Origin of the sequence: Martinezella tropici (genome assembly GCF_003287875.1) — a bacterium.
GTDB classification, from domain to species: Bacteria; Pseudomonadota; Alphaproteobacteria; order Rhizobiales; family Rhizobiaceae; genus Rhizobium; species Rhizobium tropici_C.
Map to the genome: position 1 here is coordinate 342,790 of NZ_QMKK01000061.1, position 15,828 is coordinate 358,617.

A 15,828-nucleotide genomic window follows, 5' to 3' on the forward strand; every position below is an offset into this window, starting at 1 on the left:
GCCATGGCCAAGACAATTCTTGAAATCAAGGGCCTGCGGAAGACCTACGGTCATCATGAGGTTCTCAAAGGCGTCGACTGCTCGGTTGCCGAGGGTGAGGTTATTTCGATCATCGGGTCGTCCGGATCGGGCAAGACGACCATGCTGCGCTGCGTCAACATGCTGGAAGAGTTTCAGGACGGCACGATCAGTCTCGACGGCGAGGAGATCGGCTATCACATCGAGGGCAGTTCCCGCCGGCGCAAGAGTGACAAGGAGATTGCCCGTCAGCGCGCACTGACGGGGATGGCCTTCCAGCAGTTCAATCTCTTTCCGCACATGAGCGCGGCCGAAAACGTGATGCTTGGCCTGATCAAGGTGAAGAAGATGCAGAAGGCCGCGGCGCGTGCCATCGCCGAGCGCTGGCTCGACCGCGTCGGTCTTTCGGCGCGCGCCAATCACTATCCCGGCCAGCTTTCCGGCGGTCAGCAACAGCGTGTGGCGATCGCTCGTGCGATCGCGATGTCGCCGCGCCTGATGCTCTTCGACGAAGTGACCTCCGCACTCGATCCGGAGCTGGTGGGTGAAGTGCTGCAGGTCATCAAGGGTCTGGCCGCGGATGGAATGACCATGCTGCTTGTCACGCACGAAATGCGTTTTGCCTATGAAGTCTCGTCCCGGGTCATCTTCATGAACCAGGGCGTGATTTGCGAACAGGGCGAGCCGAAGGAAATGTTCGTCAGGCCCAAAACCGAGCGGCTTGCCGAATTCCTGAAAACCTCAAGCTTCAACTAAAAGGGAAAAGAAGAATATGACGATCAAGCGTTATGGTGCGGGTGAAACCGGCGCAGGCGGCCAGCCGCTGCCATTTGCACGTGCCACCGAAGCTGCGGGATGGCTTTATGTGTCCGGCCAGGTGCCGATGGAAAAGGGCGAGATCGTGCCTGGCGGCATCATTGGTCAGAGCCGCAAGGCGATCGAAAACATGATTGCGATCCTCAATGAAGCCGGCTACAGCTTGGAAGATGTCGTGCGCATCGGCGTGTGGCTTGACGATCCACGCGATTTCTGGAGCTTCAATGGTGTCTATGCCGAGTATTTCGGCAAGAACCCGCCGGCTCGCGCTTGTGTTCAATCGCGCATGATGGTCGACTGCAAGGTCGAGGTTGATTGCGTGGCTTACCGCGCCGATCGCGCCTGACAAGGATTGGAGAGAGCATGACCGAGGCCGTAAGCGATGCGGTATCGCGACGCACCCGGGGACTGGACCGCGCCTTCGAGATTCTTGAATTTCTCCGGGTGAAACGACAGCCCATGCGGCCAAACGAAATCGCCTCCGAAATCGGGGCGCCTCGGTCGTCGGTCTATGAACTGGTCAATCTTCTACTCCGCCATGGCATGCTCGATTACCAGGGGAATGACGGCCGTGTTTATCTCGGCCGCCGCCTGTATTTTCTGGGGACAGCCTATGCCGAACAATTCGATTGGATGCGCGAATGTGACCGCATGCTGGTGCGCCTGGCCGAGGAAACACGCGAAACGGCACAGATGTGCCTGCTTGAAGGCAGGAAATATACCGTCGCCATGATGCGCGAGGGTGTCCGGCCTTTTCGCATTTCCTCAAATGTCGGCGAACCGGTTGCGATCCCCTGGACGGCGTCGGGACGCCTGCTGGTGTCGCATCTGACCGATCGGGAAATCATCGATCTGATCCCGCCGGAGGATTTTCTCCTTCCCAACGGGAGGCAGATGGAGCCGTCCGAGTTCATCGGCCAGGTTCGCCAGGCTGGTCGTGACGGCTTCTTCACTTTCAACAGTGAAGTCGAAAATTTCACCCATTGTTTCGCGGTTCCGATCTATCAGGCCGGCGGAGCTTGCATCGCTACCCTCTGCCTTGTCGCACCGCGCGAGGATGGCCTGCGCAACCGCAGCACTTATCTGCAAAGCCTGACAGCCGCCGCCAACGAAATTTCGGAGAAGCTGGGTTTTCACATCGAACGCGATAGGTCCGTTGCGCTCCGTTGAGCTACCCAGGCTTGGCGATTGGAAAGAAAGCTAGGGCTTCAGTTACCACGCTTTTGGTGGGGATCGCCGGAGCAAGCCCTGTTCAACGGAAAGCCGCTGCGCACTTTTCCTGGAATTGCTCTAGGATCGCGGCCGGTATCCTCTGGCCCGTTTCTGCCGGGCCAATGTGAGAAACATCCTGACGGCATCGCTTTCATCGGCGAAGTGATGTGCCATGGTCTGCCCGCCGAACCCGATGCGGCCCCATCTTCTTGTCAGGCATGTGTCGCCGAACAAAGTCGTTGATATCTCCAGGGCATAATAACGCGCCATGTTCCGCGTGACATCCGTGCGTTCGATGTAGAGATGATAAGGTTGACTAAGCATGCCGGCAGGATGCTTGATCCAGCCGGCGGGGTCCAACGAGTGTTTTGAATCGGTCGACCCGGTTCGATTCATTTCTTTTATGTATTCGAACCCCGACCGGCCCCTCCCCTGCTCGTAGCAGATAACCGGGCCAGCGATCAGGGATAGGCGGCCTCGTGGAAAGCGATTTCCAGGCGCTGCACTTCACCGAAAATGGCGCTCAGCCGCTTGCGCTGGTCAGCACGCATGGTTTCGCCCGCCTGGTCGAGCATGGCCTTAAGCCATCGCGCCTGCGCCTCGAATTCGGGCTCGGCATGAAGCTTGACCCATTCCTTCAGCAGGGGATCGTGGATCGCCGACCGGTTGGCTTCGACCGACCAGGTCCAGTACATCCATTCGGCGGCAAACATGGCGGCGATCGTATCGAGAAACGTGCCGTCGCGGGCGATCGCCAGCATTCCCTCGCGGAAGGCGGCGACGTCTTCTCGGGCGGTGTCGTATCGGGCTGGATCGATGCCACGCGCCGCAAAGGTCTTTTCGAAATAGGCGATCTGCTGGTTCGCGAGGGCGTCGAGTACGCCGATCAGCCAGCGTTTCTGCGCGATGGTCCCGGCCTTTGCGGTGGCATAGGAGAAGATCGCAATCGCCGTGTCGACGAAGGCGCCTTCGAAGACGAGGTAACGTTCGAACACTTCGCTCGGGAGGCGGCCGGCCTTGATATCCTCGACGAAGCGGTGGCGAACCATCGCCTCAAAGACATCGCGGTTTTCGTCAAGCATCTGCTCCGACAGGGTTTGCGCCATCGTCCTCACGCCTCCAGGCCGGGTTTTGCCGCTTCGACGAAGGCTGCGACACGGGCGGGCTCCACGGGGTTCCACCAAACGCCACCTTCTTTCAGTGACGAAGCGACGATGACGCCGTTCGTGCGTTTGAGGATCTCGACGATGTTGTCCTTGGTGACGCCGGAGCCGACCAGCAGCGGCAGATGCGTGGCGGCACCGATCTCCTCGATCTCCTCGATCGTCGCGCTGTTGCCGGTCCTCTGACCGGTAGCGATGACGACATCGGCATCGAAGAAGGCGAGATCCCGGGTCAACTCGTTGATCGTCCGGTCGGCGGTGATGGCATGTGCGCCGTGCTTCACATGGCTGTCGGCAAAGACCCTGATATGTTCGGCGCGCAGCAGCGAGCGATAGCGCATGGCCTCGGCAGCGCGTCCCTCCATGAAGCCCTCATTGGCAATATAGGCGTTTGCCCATTGATTGACGCGGATGAAGCGTGCGCCTCCGGCCATCGCAATCGCAAAGGCGGGGATCGGTGCGTTGGCAAGCACATTGATGCCGAGTGGCACGCCGACGGCGCGGGCAATACGGTCCGTCACGACAGACATGAAGGCTGCGGTTTCATGGCCGATATCCTCGGGTTTCGAAAAGGGAATGTCCCCATGGTTTTCGATGATCAGGCCATGGATTCCGCCCTTGACGAGCGCTTCGGCGTCGCGCATGCAGGTGTCATAAATGGAATCCATCGCTGCGCTGCGATAGCGCGGGGCACCAGGGAAAGGCGGGCAATGGATCATGCCGATCAGCGCCTTGTCAGTACCGAAGATTTCCCGTATGGCGCTCGAGGCCTTATCCGATATCTGCTGCATTTCTCTTTCCTTTCTGAAAGTCTGCCATGCGTGCCTATGTCATCGGTAACGTCGCCATCGACGAAACCATATCCGTATTGTCCATGCCCGAAGCCGGCGCCTCGATCCTCGGCCGCGAGGAGACCCGCGACCTTGGCGGCAAGGGCGCCAATCAGGCGGTCGTAATGGGCCGGACGGGCCTCTCCACGACGCTTGTCGCCGCCGTCGGCGAGGATTTTCGCGCCCAGACGATCCGCGACCAGCTTGCCGGAGAAGTGGTCGACGCTCACCTTGTGGGACATCCCGACCGCTCCAGCGACTTCTCCATCATCTTCACCACGCCAGACGGCGAAAATGCCATCGTGACGACGACGGCCTCGGCCGAGGCATTGACCCTTGCCGAGGCGTTTGCTCCACTCGCGGATGCCACAGCCGGCGATCTCGTCGTGCTGCAGGGCAATCTCAGCGAAAGCGTCACCCGCGGCATTCTTGCCGACGCCAGACATCGTGGCCTGACGACCGCCTTCAACCCCTCCCCGCTGCGGCCCTACTTTGCCGAGCTTTGGCCGCTGATCGACGTCGCCTTTCTCAACAAGGGCGAAGCCGAAAGCCTGACCGGTTCCTCCGGCGAGAGCGCTATTCAACACCTGGCCGAAGCCGGTGTTGCGCAGACTGTTCTGACCCTCGGCGGCGCCGGCGCGATCCTTGCCAGCGGCAGCCAGGTGATTGCGACTGTCCCAGCGCTCGCGACCGAAGTCGTCGACACGACGGGCGCCGGCGACACCTTCATGGCGGTTGCTCTCGCCTCGGCGGCACTGCGGCGTACAAGGCTCGATGCCCGAGCCATTCATCACGCAACAGCGGCCGCTGCCATCACCGTCAGCCGCCGGGGAACGCGTGCAGCCTTTCCGAGCAAAGCGGATCTCGCCGGCATTCTTGCCGGCGAATGACGCTTATTTTTCCTCCGTCAGCCAACCGAGGATATTCTTCCAAAGGCGGCCGTAGCCCTCCCATTCGCAGAAGGCGGGCGAGAGCCAATGCGGGCCGATATCCGAGGTCCACGCAACTGTCCGGCCCTTGCCGAAGCGGCCGGTCACCAGGAGCGGATGCCCGCCCTGATCGTCGGGCAAGCTAGCGATTACCTCCACATCGTCCCGCTCGCGCACCTCGACTTCGTTGACGCCAAGCAGCAAGGGCCATTTGCTCGGGATGCCGGCGACGGTCGCGTGATCGGATTTGACGATAACAGGCGTCGTTCCCTCGGGAATTTCGACACGGTCGTCATAGGGCAGGCAGGTCACCGGCAGCACGTCCTCGACGGCGGTGCGGCGCCAGCGGGCCTTGCCGTCGATCCCCTGGAAGGAAAAATAGCCGCCGACCATCAACAGGCCACCGCCCTTTTCGACCCAGGCCTTGAGCAGTTTCAGCCGGTTCGGGACGGTCTTCGAATGCAGCCAGACCGCCGGCGGAAGAAGCAGCGAGTTGGCGCCGATATCGGAAAGAATGATGGCGTCATAGACATCCAGCCCGGCCATGTCGAAGGGCAGTTGTTCGACCGCTTCATGGGCCGGCATATAGGTGAGCTCATATTCGCTGCCGGCGAGCGCTTTTACGAGCGGCTCGGCGCCAAGGTGGAACGTGACGCTTCCGAACTGGTCGAAGCCCTTATAGTGCGTGGCGGAACTGACCCAGCTTTCGCCGACGAGAAGAACCTTCTTTGTCATGATGTTTCCATTTCTTTTTATGGCGTTGCGTCGGCCTCGAAGACCGATCTCGGATTGGCGCGCATGAAGACGTCGAGCGTTGCATCGTCCAATCCATGGCGCTTCAGGCGCGGCAGGAAGTGGCGCAGGACATAGGCGTAACCGTTGCCGCCGTAATGCTTGAGCATCATCTTCAGGAAGACGTCGTGCGAGAGCAGGAGCCGATCCTTGTGTCCCTTCTCGACGAGCTTGACGAGCGCGCGAGCCGCCTCCTCGTCGCTTGGGCATTGCACCTGCTGATCGGCATAGAAGAAATCCATGCCGATCATGTCGTATTCGAGGAAAGCGCCGCGGGCAGCCAGCTCCGACTGGTAGGTGAGATCGTCATGCGACGGGTTCATGTGGCACAGCACCGTATGCCTGAGATCGCCACCCTCCGCTGCTACGATGTCGAGAACCTTGTGGCCGAGGCGATACCAGCCGGGAAGATGGACCATCAGCGGCAGGCCGGTGCGCACGTGCGCTTGCGCTGCGCCCCGCAGCGATTTTTCCTCCGCGGCCGTGAAATCGGACGAGACGCCGATCTCGCCGATGAGACCGATCTTCACATCGGTGCCATCGGCGCCCACGGTTGCCTCGGACACGATTTCATCGGCGATCTGAGCCGCGGACATATCGGCAACCCTCGCCGGATGCGACGAACCGAGATAAAAGCCGGCGCCCATGACGATGTTCAGTCCCGTTGCAGTGGAAATCCGCCGCAGAGCCAGAGGATCGCGGCCGATGCCCTGGCATGTCGGCTCGACAACCGTCCGGCCGCCGAGCCCGGCAAAATCTTCGAGCTCCGTCACGGCAAGCTTTTCGTCATCCAGCGTGATGTTGTGCTTGTTGACGAAAGGGTCCTGCCGCAGCTCGCCAAGGATTTCCATGCAGACGAAGCTCTCGGCAAGATATTGCCGATCCGGCGTCTTCGGCGCGTGCCACCAGCAGCGGCAATCGTTGAGAATATGCTCGTGCATCAAGGTAATGCCGATGTCGGAGACCGGAACCAGTCCCGAGACGGTCATCACATGTCCGGACCGGAGGTGACCGGGCGAAAGTTCATCCGTTGCCATCAGTTCTTCCTCCTCCCCGTCAGTCGGAAGTTGGTGGTGAAGATGCGCGTGTTCAGCCAGATGGCGACAAGGATGATCGCCCCGGTGACGATCTGGGTAAAGAAGGGCGAGATATGCATCAGGATCAGGCCGTTGCCGATGACGGCGATGGTCATGGTGCCGAGAACCGTGCCGATCATCGTGCCCCGCCCGCCCATCAGCGATGTGCCGCCAAGCACGACGGCGGCAATCACCTGAAGTTCGAAGCCGACCGCCGCATTCGATGAGCCGGAGCCAAGACGCGCGGCAATCAAGAGCCCGGCCAGTGCAGATGCGACCCCCGAGACCAGATAGACCGAAGCGACGATCCATTTGGCGGGCATGCCGACACGGCGCGCCGCCTCCGTGTTCGATCCCACCGCCACGATCTGGCGCCCGTATTTCGTTGAGGCCATGACGACATAGCCGGCAATCGCGATCAGGATCGCGATCAACGCCGGAACGGGAAAGCCGGCCAGTTCGCCGCGTCCCATGTAGAAGAAACCCGGATCGCCGTTGATCGGGATGGAATAACCCTGGGTCAGATAGAGAGCGACGCCGCGCAGGATAGAGAGACCGGCGAGCGTGACGATGAAGGCAGGAATATTCTGATAGGCGATGAACCAGCCCTGCAGCAGGCCGACGATGCCGCCGAAGGCGAGCATGCCGATCGAGACCAACTGCCAGGGTATACCCGTCGCCAGCGTAATGGCGGCGACCGCATTGATGAGCGCCAGCATGGAGCCGACGGAAAGATCGATCCCGCCTGTGACGATGACCAGCGTCATGGCGATCGCCACGACAAGGATGGGAGCCGCCTGGCGCACGACGTTGAGAATGTTGCCCATCGTCATGAAGGTCGTCGTCGTCAGCGAGAAGAAGACGAGGCATGCCAGGAAGAAGAAGGCGATCGACAGGACCTGAGCGTTCTCACTCAGGAAATCTGATATCGGCGAGCCTTTGCTGCGTTCGGTGTAGACGGTCAATGTCTCTCTCCCCCGACGATGAGCTTAACGAGATCCTCAAGATTGGTCTTGCCGATATCGCGCTCCGCGACCTTGGTACCTTCGTACATGACGGCGATCCGGTCGCAGACCCTGAAGAGATCTTGAAGGCGGTGGGTGATCAGGACGACGGATACGCCGGTCGCCTTGACCCGATTGATGAGCGAGAGAACGGCTTCGACCTCGGCGACAGCAAGCGCCGAGGTCGGCTCGTCCATGATCAGCACCTTGGGGCTGAACGAGGCCGCTCGCGCGATCGCGATCGCCTGGCGTTGGCCGCCTGATAGCTTCTCCACCTTGGCCGATAGGCGCGGAATGCGGATCTCGAGCGCATCCAGCATCTTGCGGGCCTCGGTCAGCATTTTCTGGCGATCGAGGAATGGGCCTCTGGTGATTTCGCGCCCAAGGAAAAGATTGCCGACGACATCGACGTGATCGCACAGACTGAGGTCCTGGAAGACCATTTCGATGTGCCGGCCGCGCGCATCCGCGGGTCCGGAGAATTTGACCTCCTCGCCGTTCAGCGAGATGGTTCCGTCATCCGGCAGATAGGTGCCGGAGATGATTTTGGTGAGCGTCGATTTCCCGGCGGCATTGTCGCCGACGAGGCCGAGGCATTCACCGGGAAAGAGATCGAGATCGACGCCGCGCAACGCCTGATGCGAACCGAAGGTCTTGCGGATGCCGCGCAGCGATACCGCCGGGGTCACAGCCGGCGAGCCGGAGGAATGCCGGGAGGCTTGCGCCTCCCCGGCTCCGGCATGAACAGGCCGGTTTTCCGTCATCATTTGAAGACGGCCCGGTATGGATCGACGTTCTGCTTCGTCACGATCGTAATCGGCACGGAGATGCTCTTTTCGACGCTCTGGCCGGCGGTCAGCTTCGCCAGGGCCTCGACGGCGGCCTTGCCCTCGCCTGCCGGGTCCTGCTGGACGACAGCGACGACATAGCCCTGATCGAGGCCGGCGATCGCCTGTGCCGTCAGGTCCCAGCCGAAGACCTTGATGCTGTCCTGCTTGCCCTGGCTCTGAACGGCGGCGATGGCGCCGAGCAGGGCCGGTTCGCCGGTGGCGTAGATCGCCGTCATGTCGGGATTGCCGGTGATGAGATTTTCGGCGGCGGCAAGGGCGTTATCCTGGATATTCTGTCCATCGACAACGCCAGCCGTCTCGATGCTGCCGCCCTTGATCGCGTCTTCGAAACCTTTCTGGCGCAGGTTCTGGATATAGGAGTTCAGGGCGCCGACGATGCCGACCTTGGCCTTCCCGCCCGCATTCTTCTTCACGTAGTCGAGAAAGTAGGCGCCGATATCGGAACCGGCCTTGCCGTTATCGACGCCGATCTGCGACTTCTGCGGGCCTTCCGGCAGGATCGCATCGATGGCGACGACCGGGATGCCGGCATCCGAAGCCTGCTTGACGGCCGGCATGATGCCGTTGACGTCAATGGCAACGACGATCAGGCCATCGACCTTCTGTTGGACATAGGTTTCGATGGCACTGTTCTGCGCGGCAGCGTCGTTATTGGCGTTGAAGATGACGAGCTTGTCGCCCGAGGCATCGGCCGCCTTCTGGGCGCCTTCGTTGATCTGATTGAAGAAAAGGGCCTGCTGGTTGATCTGCACCAGCGCGTAGGTCTTGCCGGCGGCATGCGCCAACGGAGCTGCAAAGGTCACGCCCGCTAACGCGGTAAAGGCAAGGGCGACGTTGAACGCCCGACGTCTGATCTGTTCCATGTTCTCATCCTCTGGTTTCGTTATCGTTGCTTGTTATGGGTCGAAGGCGGTGCAACGGAATTCCGCACGACGATTTCGACTGGCACGAGTTCCTCGGTGGCGAGCGATTTGCTTTCCTGCCAGCTTGTCTCGAGAAGAAGGGACAGGGCACGCTGTCCGATGGCGCGCACCGGCTGCCGGATCGCCGTCAGGGGCGGCGCAAAAAGATGCAGCGGGCTGACATCGTCGAAGCCGATGAGGGACAGGTCATCCGGTATCGAAATCCCCTTCTCGCGCAGGACTTCGATCATGCCGATGGCAATCTCGTCCGAGCTGGCGAAGATCGCGGTCGCCGGCATGCCCTCCTCCAGGAAGCGCAGCGCCATTTCCCGCCCACAGGCGATCGTATATTCGCCGCTGTAGCGTCGGATCGAGACGTCGTCGCCGAAGCGCTCCCGCAGGCCCTCGTGCAATCCGTTGAAGCGCCGCTGCGTGCTGATCATGGTATCGGGCCCGCCGACATAGAGCACGTCGCGATGGCCGAATTCAGCCAGATGGCGGCCCGCGAGATAACCGCCCTGCCGATTGTCGCAGAAGAGTTTCGGGACGGTCGCGAGCGGAACGTCCTCGTCGACGACGACGACCTTGCCCGTTCGATTGATGAGAGCGGCGAGTTCACCGCTATCGGGATGGTTGGTGACGAAGACCAATCCGTCCACATGATTGTGCTCGATCAGCCTGAGATAGGCGACCTCGCGGCCGGTCCGGTTGAGGGTCGCATAGAGCGATACGGCCAAGCCCTTGTCGTTGGCCGCCTCTTCGACGGCCGCCACCATGGTCGCGAAGAACGGATTGGCGATATCGGGCACGACGAGACCGATCGTATCGGAGCGGCCTCGGCTCAGCCGCCGGGCATGCGGGTTCGGCTGATATTTGAGGGAGGCGATCGCGTCTTCGATCCGCCGCTTGGTGAGCATGGGCAGGTCCAAGGAACCGTTCAGCATGCGGGAGACGGTTGTCACCGACACGCCGGCAGCCCTCGCGACATCCTTCAATCCCGGAGTGTGTCCCTTTGCCATCTCGCTTGTAAACCGCTTTAGTAAAACGCTTTACTAACACTCAATGACAATCACGTACCTGTCAAGAGAATTTGACACGGTCACGCCAAGCGGATGTTGAGGCTGCTGACATGGCGATGGCTACAGATGAGGCGAGTACCAGGGTTAGCTACCAGGTCTCGTTGGCTCGAGAGGTACGGAGGGTTGTCGACGTTCCCGTCGTCGCGGGCGGTTTGATTACCGGCTACGATCAAGCCGAAATGATCATCGGCACCGGTGATGCCGACATGGTGGTACTGGCGAGAACCATTTTGTTCGATCCGAACTGGCCATGGCGTGCTGCTGCGGCGCTAGGGGTAAAGTTCGTATGCCAAAGCAGTATCTTCGCTTCGCAGCCCAATCTGGATATCAGGATGTCGCGCGTTGCAATTCCCGCTACGATCGAGGATAGCATTGCGTGAATTCTTGAGCTGCCCTGATGCCACTTGCCCATGCTCCGTGAGCTGTCGAGAAGTCTGATTGACTTGTCGCCTCGCCCGCGAAAAACAGTCGCTCGCCGACAGGTTTTGCCAATCTCTGGCGGTCTCGAGCACAACCGGGCAATGCGTGGCTGTATGAGCCGTGGATCCAGTCGACATTGCACCATGAAGAGGCGGCTATTGGCTTGAGGTGTGTCCGGATCTTACTGCCGAGCAGCGCTGTCAACTCCTCGATGGCAAAGGCGAAAGCGTCAAGAACTCCGGCGTCTTCGATCGCGATCGCGCCGAGCCCGCCGAAAAATCCCTCGATGACCGGGCGACCGAGCGGTCGGATGTAGTAGCTGCCCGTTTTATCATTGGCCGGGTTTCCCAGGAGATGGGTCTCGGCCTCCAGACCGTCATTGTCATCCAAGTGGAAGAAAAGCTTGTCCGCGAGGCCAAGCGGCAGGTTTGCAGCTGCCTGCAGGTGATCATCGATTTCCGGATCGAATTCGATAAGGCCCCTCGCAAGTACGCCTGTCGAGACAGTCACGATCACCGCCCGGGTAGCGATTGCCCCGCGATCGGTCTCGACCCGAACGCCTGACCGGGTGAACCGCACTTTCCTCGCAGGACAGGATACATATAGAGGAACAGCCGGCATGTTCCTTCCCAGCAACGTTCCATATCCTTCACGCACCCGCCAGTTTGACTGGGTTGCAGCCTTGTCGTAAGCAAGGAAATCCGCGACTGAGAGACGATCGAGCGGTGCACCATTAAGGTATCCGCTTAGAGACTGACAGTAAGCGTTCCACTTCCCACCTGGGTCAAGGGCGTCCGAAGCCCGGTCCGAGGCTGGTGGGGCTCTTTCCATTCGTTCGGACATGACCGACCAAGCCTCAAGAGCAGCTTTTCGATCATCGGGAGTAAATCCGAGATCCCGCCATTGATCTTGCCAGGCAGTGCGACCTTCGACGACATCGAAGCCTTCAGCCCTTGCCAGATCGACCAGTGGATTGCGCTCGGCAGAATGTAACCAGCCACAACCCATGTCGATCGAAAGACCATAGATCTCGTTCGTCCAGGCTCGGCCGCCGATGCGGCTGCTTGCTTCGATGACGACTATCTTGCGGCCTAGCGAGGCGAGCATACGGGCAGCAGAAATCCCAGCCGCCCCAGCGCCGATTATCGCCACCTCGAAGTCCATAACGCGCTCCGTTAATTCTGGTGAAATTGACAGCCGGATGCTCTTGAATCAGGCTACAGACACTATAACGCCTAAAGATCTTTGTTATTGTACATCATGAGCTTTTTCGAAACCCTCGTTGCGCTTCTGGCGGTCGCCGTGGTTCTGTTGCAGATCACCCGGCGACTCCACCTGCCTTATCCAGGTATTCTTGCCGCGGCTGGCGTAGCGGTCGCGATGGTTCCCGGAGCGCCTAACATTCCGATTGATCCTCACACGGCATTGGCGCTTTTCATCGCGCCTGTGCTCGTTGACTCCGCGTACGATTTTCCTCTCGCGGCGGCAAGACGCATGCTCCTGCCGATCTTTGTTTACGCAGTAGTCGCCGTTCTCGCTACAACCGGCGTAGTCGTCCTCATCAGCGCTTTGACCGTTGGTCTGCCTATAATCGTCGCTCTTACTCTCGGCGCGATCGTCGCTCCTCCGGACGCTGCGGCTGCTAGCGCGGTTCTGTCGGGGCTACCGGTCGACCGCAGAGTGGATACTCTGCTCAAGGGCGAGAGCCTGTTCAACGACGCGACCGCTCTTCTGCTGTTCAGTGCGGCCCTGAGTATCCAAGCCAGTGGTGGCCTGGGGTCGGCGACCATCATCAAGATTGCGATCGCGGCACCGGGTGGAATTCTTTTCGGCATCGCATTTGGTTATCTTCTGTCCAGAGTGAGACCACTGACGGAAAACACGGTAGGCGGAACACTTCTCCAGTTCGTTTATGCGTTCGCAACGTGGATAATCGCCGAGAGGCTCCATCTGTCGGCGGTCTTGGCCACTGTTGCCAGCGCCATGACGATCGCCACACTGGCAACGGTCAACGACTCGCCGCGGATGCGCGTCCATTCGTTTGCTGTATGGACGACCGTGGTCTTCCTCCTGAATGTGGTAGCATTCTTGCTGATGGGCCTGCAGGCGAAAAGCATCGTTCAGACAATGTCCCCTGATGAGCTGGCTCGCTCCATCGGCTTTGCCACGATTGTCGTCATCGGAGTGATCGCTTGCAGAATTGCCATTGCTTTTCTCTTTCACGCGGTAGTCACTTTTCGACACGACAGAGGAGGCTACCTCGCGCCATTCCGACATGGAGAGACTATGCTTGTGGGATGGGCCGGGATGCGTGGCCTCGTCACTCTCGCGACTGCCTTCGCTCTCCCATCGGATTTCCCCGAGCGCAACCTGGTCGTACTCGCGGCGTTTGCCGTTGTGCTTGCGACACTTGTCATCCAAGGCGCAACTCTGGCTCCGATGATCCATCTTCTCCAGCTAGGGCGCCAGGAGGCAGTTCGAAAGGAGACCGATGCGGCAAGAGTTGACCTTGCTGAAGCTGCGATCGCAAGGTTGGCCTCAGAAGAAGGACCCGAAGCCGCAGCTCTTATTGCTGTGTATGCCAAGACCGCAGCGGACCCGGGCGGCCTGTCCGACGATCGACGCCGCGGGCTATTGCGCGCTGTGACCCTAGCTCAGCGCCGGCGCCTCGATGAACTTAGAGACGCGGATCTCATTGGCGCGACGCAGTATCTGGAGTTGCAAGAGGACCTGGACTGGCAGCAGCTGTCGGCCGAGTCCGAGAAAGACAAGCGGATAACGGAAAGCTAAGAAAGAGGTGCCCCGCAAATAACGTGTCGCCATTCTGATAAAGAGCCCGAATGATTGGCTACTGAAGCGTGTTTCCAGACTGGTTACCAATAAACTCCGAAAACTATTGCCTTCACTCATCGACAAAACATCAAGGACGGCCGGGATCGCGTGACGACGATTGCTCTCAGCATTTTATATTGCTTGATCAACTGGCCTGATATAAATCAACGGACCACATGGATCGCAAACGATTACAGTTTATAGATCTGGAAATATTAGAAATATTGCCCAATCCCGTCGGCGCTGATCATTCTTCGGCAGCGGCACACCGCACACCCTAACCCTCGAAAATCATGCCCAAGCAGACAAAACCCTTCATCTTCGAAATCAAGAACTCCCGCCGCAAAAAGGCTGGATTGGTCGAACAGACGAAATCCATTTGGGGGGCATTCGCGTCCGATCTCAAACAGAGCTTGGTACCGGAGAACGAAGAGCGGATCCGCTCGGCCGCTCCTGCACCCGGTCCGGTTCCATCGGAACTGAAACCCGCAATCGTTGCCGATAGCGTAGCAACCTTGCCGCCGACATCGCGCTTCCTTGAAAAATGGGCCGCGAGGAAAGCCGAAAAGCAAAAGGCAGGCCCAGGGGATGCCGTTGCGGCATTCCTCGCTCGGATTGAAAAGCAGAAGGCGTTGCTTGCGGAGTTTCAGGCGGATCCCGCAGGTTTCAAGAAATGGCGGTCGGCATGGTTTCGAAAGGTCACTGGCGGCTTTGGTGTCAGCATCAGCTATGATGCCGTCGATGCAGGCGGCGGCCTGCGATATATTGTCGTCGAGACAGTTCGAGACGTCGCCGAATTCCTCGACGATCTCGCTCAGCACGCGCAAACCGATATGAATTTCCAACGTGTGTTGAAAGAGAACCGCCTGCGACGCGCGGCCCGGCGAGTTGGCGGTTGAGCGGCCCGCAATATTAATTGGCGGTATACGTCGTCCCGCGGCCTAACGCTCGAGTTCGTCAGTGATGTCGGCACAGAAATCGACAAATGCGCGCACCTTTGCTGGCGGGTGCTTGCGCGATGGATGGAAAGCAAAGAGCGGGAAGCGCTCACCATGCCAGTCGGGGAAGAGGTCGATCAGCGATCCTCTCGCCAATGCCTGCCCGATGCCCCAACCGATCACCTGCGCGATGCCGGTTCCGGCGAGGCATTCGTCGAGCATTGTCTTCGGGTCGGTGAACGTCAACGGTCCGCTCGTCGGAACATCGATGGTCTCGTCTCCCCGGATGAATTCCCATTCGAATGGCTTCCCGGTGTAGGGATCGACAAACTGCAGACAGCGATGAGCGGAGAGGTCGCGAGGATGCGCAGGACGGCTATGGCGCTCCAGATAGCGAGGTGACGCCACGGTCAGAATTGGAGCTTCTATCAGTTTTCGTGCAACCAGGCTGGCAAAGCGCGGCTGGCCGAACCGAATTGCAAGATCGATCCCCTCTGCAACAAGATCGCCGACATGCTCCCTGGTCACGAACTCGATGGACAGATCGGGATAGCGTTCGCAGAATCCACCAAGCCGGCCTGCGAGCACGAGGGGCAGAAAGAATGGATCGATATCCACTTTCAAGCGGCCGCGCACAGCCGATGCCGAGCCCGACACGACCACGGCAGCGTCCTCGATCGCACTCAAGTGCGGCTTCACCTCCTCATAGAACCGCCGGCCCTCGTCGGTTAGAGTCACCGAACGCGTCGTTCGATCGAGCAAGCGCACACCAAGCCGCGCCTCGAGACGGCCAATGGCACGGCTTACACCGGAATCGGTGATGCCGATCAGTTCAGCGCCTTTGACGAAGCTCCCGCCTTCAACGACGGCCGCAAGCACGCTCACGCCCGAAAGAATCCGTCCATCGAACGACATGCATCAACTCCTGACTTTTGATCAGGAAGCATCTGACATAAGCGCACTTAA

The 15,828-nt window shown here is 59.8% G+C and carries 18 protein-coding genes; 7 read left to right on the plus strand and 11 right to left on the minus strand.

The window, feature by feature from the left end; all coding sequences use genetic code 11:
* Positions 1–3: 3 nt before the first annotated feature.
* The 3 genes from DQ393_RS32570 to DQ393_RS32580 are packed head-to-tail and all read left to right on the plus strand — an operon-like array spanning position 4 to position 2,004.
* Positions 4–774 (plus strand): amino acid ABC transporter ATP-binding protein, encoded by a 771-nt coding sequence (locus tag DQ393_RS32570; protein WP_112345790.1) that lies wholly within the window; start codon positions 4–6, stop codon positions 772–774.
* 16 nt (positions 775–790) lie between these two features.
* Positions 791–1,180: a RidA family protein gene (locus tag DQ393_RS32575; protein ID WP_112345791.1), complete on the plus strand. Its 390-nt coding sequence runs from the start codon at positions 791–793 to the stop codon at positions 1,178–1,180.
* A 17-nt stretch (positions 1,181–1,197) separates the two neighbouring features.
* Entirely contained in the window at positions 1,198–2,004 is an 807-nt protein-coding gene (locus tag DQ393_RS32580) for an IclR family transcriptional regulator (RefSeq protein ID WP_112345792.1), read from the plus strand.
* A gap of 120 nt (positions 2,005–2,124) precedes the next feature.
* On the opposite strand, the gene DQ393_RS32585 is transcribed toward DQ393_RS32580, so the two are convergent.
* The 3 genes from DQ393_RS32585 to DQ393_RS32595 all read right to left on the minus strand — a co-directional run bounded on the left by DQ393_RS32585 (position 2,125) and on the right by DQ393_RS32595 (position 4,000).
* Complete coding sequence (locus DQ393_RS32585; RefSeq protein WP_112345793.1) at positions 2,125–2,442, minus strand: WGR domain-containing protein; 318 nt, start codon at positions 2,440–2,442, stop codon at positions 2,125–2,127.
* Between the two features lie 65 nt (positions 2,443–2,507).
* Entirely contained in the window at positions 2,508–3,152 is a 645-nt protein-coding gene (locus tag DQ393_RS32590) for a TenA family protein (protein WP_112345794.1), read from the minus strand.
* A gap of 5 nt (positions 3,153–3,157) precedes the next feature.
* Positions 3,158–4,000, minus strand: coding sequence for a BtpA/SgcQ family protein (locus tag DQ393_RS32595; protein ID WP_112345795.1), 843 nt, complete (start codon positions 3,998–4,000; stop codon positions 3,158–3,160).
* A gap of 26 nt (positions 4,001–4,026) precedes the next feature.
* Between DQ393_RS32595 and DQ393_RS32600 the strand changes: the two genes are divergently transcribed.
* Positions 4,027–4,929, plus strand: a complete 903-nt coding sequence (locus DQ393_RS32600) for a PfkB family carbohydrate kinase (protein WP_112345796.1) — start codon at positions 4,027–4,029, stop codon at positions 4,927–4,929.
* A 3-nt stretch (positions 4,930–4,932) separates the two neighbouring features.
* Here the strand turns inward: DQ393_RS32600 and DQ393_RS32605 are convergent, their stop codons facing one another.
* Genes DQ393_RS32605 through DQ393_RS32630 form a run of 6 tightly spaced genes read right to left on the minus strand, consistent with a single transcriptional unit; the run spans position 4,933 to position 10,612 of the window.
* Positions 4,933–5,703 (minus strand): glutamine amidotransferase, encoded by a 771-nt coding sequence (locus DQ393_RS32605; RefSeq protein ID WP_112345797.1) that lies wholly within the window; start codon positions 5,701–5,703, stop codon positions 4,933–4,935.
* Between the two features lie 17 nt (positions 5,704–5,720).
* Entirely contained in the window at positions 5,721–6,797 is a 1,077-nt protein-coding gene (locus DQ393_RS32610) for a phosphotriesterase family protein (protein WP_112345798.1), read from the minus strand.
* Positions 6,797–7,801: an ABC transporter permease gene (locus DQ393_RS32615; RefSeq protein ID WP_112345799.1), complete on the minus strand. Its 1,005-nt coding sequence runs from the start codon at positions 7,799–7,801 to the stop codon at positions 6,797–6,799. Before DQ393_RS32615 ends, DQ393_RS32610 begins: the two co-directional genes overlap by 1 nt.
* Positions 7,798–8,607: an ATP-binding cassette domain-containing protein gene (locus DQ393_RS32620; protein WP_112345800.1), complete on the minus strand. Its 810-nt coding sequence runs from the start codon at positions 8,605–8,607 to the stop codon at positions 7,798–7,800. Before DQ393_RS32620 ends, DQ393_RS32615 begins: the two co-directional genes overlap by 4 nt.
* Positions 8,604–9,554, minus strand: coding sequence for a substrate-binding domain-containing protein (locus tag DQ393_RS32625; protein WP_112345801.1), 951 nt, complete (start codon positions 9,552–9,554; stop codon positions 8,604–8,606). The genes DQ393_RS32620 and DQ393_RS32625 overlap by 4 nt, the downstream gene beginning before the upstream one ends.
* A gap of 20 nt (positions 9,555–9,574) precedes the next feature.
* Positions 9,575–10,612, minus strand: coding sequence for a LacI family DNA-binding transcriptional regulator (locus DQ393_RS32630; RefSeq protein WP_112345802.1), 1,038 nt, complete (start codon positions 10,610–10,612; stop codon positions 9,575–9,577).
* Between the two features lie 110 nt (positions 10,613–10,722).
* On the opposite strand from DQ393_RS32630, the gene DQ393_RS34255 reads away from it, so the two are divergent.
* Complete coding sequence (locus DQ393_RS34255; RefSeq protein WP_112345803.1) at positions 10,723–11,052, plus strand: hypothetical protein; 330 nt, start codon at positions 10,723–10,725, stop codon at positions 11,050–11,052.
* On the opposite strand, the gene DQ393_RS32640 is transcribed toward DQ393_RS34255, so the two are convergent.
* Positions 11,027–12,256, minus strand: a complete 1,230-nt coding sequence (locus tag DQ393_RS32640) for a flavin monoamine oxidase family protein (RefSeq protein WP_112345804.1) — start codon at positions 12,254–12,256, stop codon at positions 11,027–11,029. The two genes, DQ393_RS34255 and DQ393_RS32640, sit on opposite strands and share 26 nt — an antisense overlap.
* Positions 12,257–12,352: 96 nt before the next feature.
* Here DQ393_RS32640 and DQ393_RS32645 point away from each other — a divergent pair, with 96 nt between their 5' ends.
* Positions 12,353–13,882: a cation:proton antiporter gene (locus DQ393_RS32645; protein WP_112345926.1), complete on the plus strand. Its 1,530-nt coding sequence runs from the start codon at positions 12,353–12,355 to the stop codon at positions 13,880–13,882.
* 335 nt (positions 13,883–14,217) lie between these two features.
* Positions 14,218–14,823 carry a hypothetical protein gene (locus tag DQ393_RS32650; RefSeq protein ID WP_112345805.1) on the plus strand — a complete coding sequence of 202 codons (606 nt, stop codon included), beginning with the start codon at positions 14,218–14,220 and terminating at the stop codon, positions 14,821–14,823.
* Positions 14,824–14,865: 42 nt separating this feature from the next.
* On the opposite strand, the gene DQ393_RS32655 is transcribed toward DQ393_RS32650, so the two are convergent.
* Positions 14,866–15,777, minus strand: coding sequence for a LysR family transcriptional regulator (locus DQ393_RS32655; protein WP_112345806.1), 912 nt, complete (start codon positions 15,775–15,777; stop codon positions 14,866–14,868).
* Positions 15,778–15,828: the final 51 nt, after the last annotated feature.

Excerpts from the sequence above, each read along its gene's own strand:
- DQ393_RS32605 (WP_112345797.1), bottom strand. The coding sequence starts at position 5,703 with ATGACAAAGAAGGTTCTTCTCGTCGGCGAAAGCTGGGTCAGTTCCGCC.
- DQ393_RS32580 (WP_112345792.1), top strand. The coding sequence starts at position 1,198 with ATGACCGAGGCCGTAAGCGATGCGGTATCGCGACGCACCCGGGGACTG.
- DQ393_RS32620 (WP_112345800.1), bottom strand. The coding sequence starts at position 8,607 with ATGATGACGGAAAACCGGCCTGTTCATGCCGGAGCCGGGGAGGCGCAA.
- DQ393_RS34255 (WP_112345803.1), top strand. The coding sequence starts at position 10,723 with ATGGCGATGGCTACAGATGAGGCGAGTACCAGGGTTAGCTACCAGGTC.
- DQ393_RS32610 (WP_112345798.1), bottom strand. The coding sequence starts at position 6,797 with ATGGCAACGGATGAACTTTCGCCCGGTCACCTCCGGTCCGGACATGTG.
- DQ393_RS32645 (WP_112345926.1), top strand. The coding sequence starts at position 12,353 with ATGAGCTTTTTCGAAACCCTCGTTGCGCTTCTGGCGGTCGCCGTGGTT.
- DQ393_RS32655 (WP_112345806.1), bottom strand. The coding sequence starts at position 15,777 with ATGTCGTTCGATGGACGGATTCTTTCGGGCGTGAGCGTGCTTGCGGCC.
- DQ393_RS32595 (WP_112345795.1), bottom strand. The coding sequence starts at position 4,000 with ATGCAGCAGATATCGGATAAGGCCTCGAGCGCCATACGGGAAATCTTC.
- DQ393_RS32630 (WP_112345802.1), bottom strand. The coding sequence starts at position 10,612 with ATGGCAAAGGGACACACTCCGGGATTGAAGGATGTCGCGAGGGCTGCC.
- DQ393_RS32625 (WP_112345801.1), bottom strand. The coding sequence starts at position 9,554 with ATGGAACAGATCAGACGTCGGGCGTTCAACGTCGCCCTTGCCTTTACC.
- DQ393_RS32650 (WP_112345805.1), top strand. The coding sequence starts at position 14,218 with ATGCCCAAGCAGACAAAACCCTTCATCTTCGAAATCAAGAACTCCCGC.
- DQ393_RS32585 (WP_112345793.1), bottom strand. The coding sequence starts at position 2,442 with ATGAATCGAACCGGGTCGACCGATTCAAAACACTCGTTGGACCCCGCC.
- DQ393_RS32570 (WP_112345790.1), top strand. The coding sequence starts at position 4 with ATGGCCAAGACAATTCTTGAAATCAAGGGCCTGCGGAAGACCTACGGT.
- DQ393_RS32600 (WP_112345796.1), top strand. The coding sequence starts at position 4,027 with ATGCGTGCCTATGTCATCGGTAACGTCGCCATCGACGAAACCATATCC.
- DQ393_RS32590 (WP_112345794.1), bottom strand. The coding sequence starts at position 3,152 with ATGGCGCAAACCCTGTCGGAGCAGATGCTTGACGAAAACCGCGATGTC.
- DQ393_RS32640 (WP_112345804.1), bottom strand. The coding sequence starts at position 12,256 with ATGGACTTCGAGGTGGCGATAATCGGCGCTGGGGCGGCTGGGATTTCT.
- DQ393_RS32575 (WP_112345791.1), top strand. The coding sequence starts at position 791 with ATGACGATCAAGCGTTATGGTGCGGGTGAAACCGGCGCAGGCGGCCAG.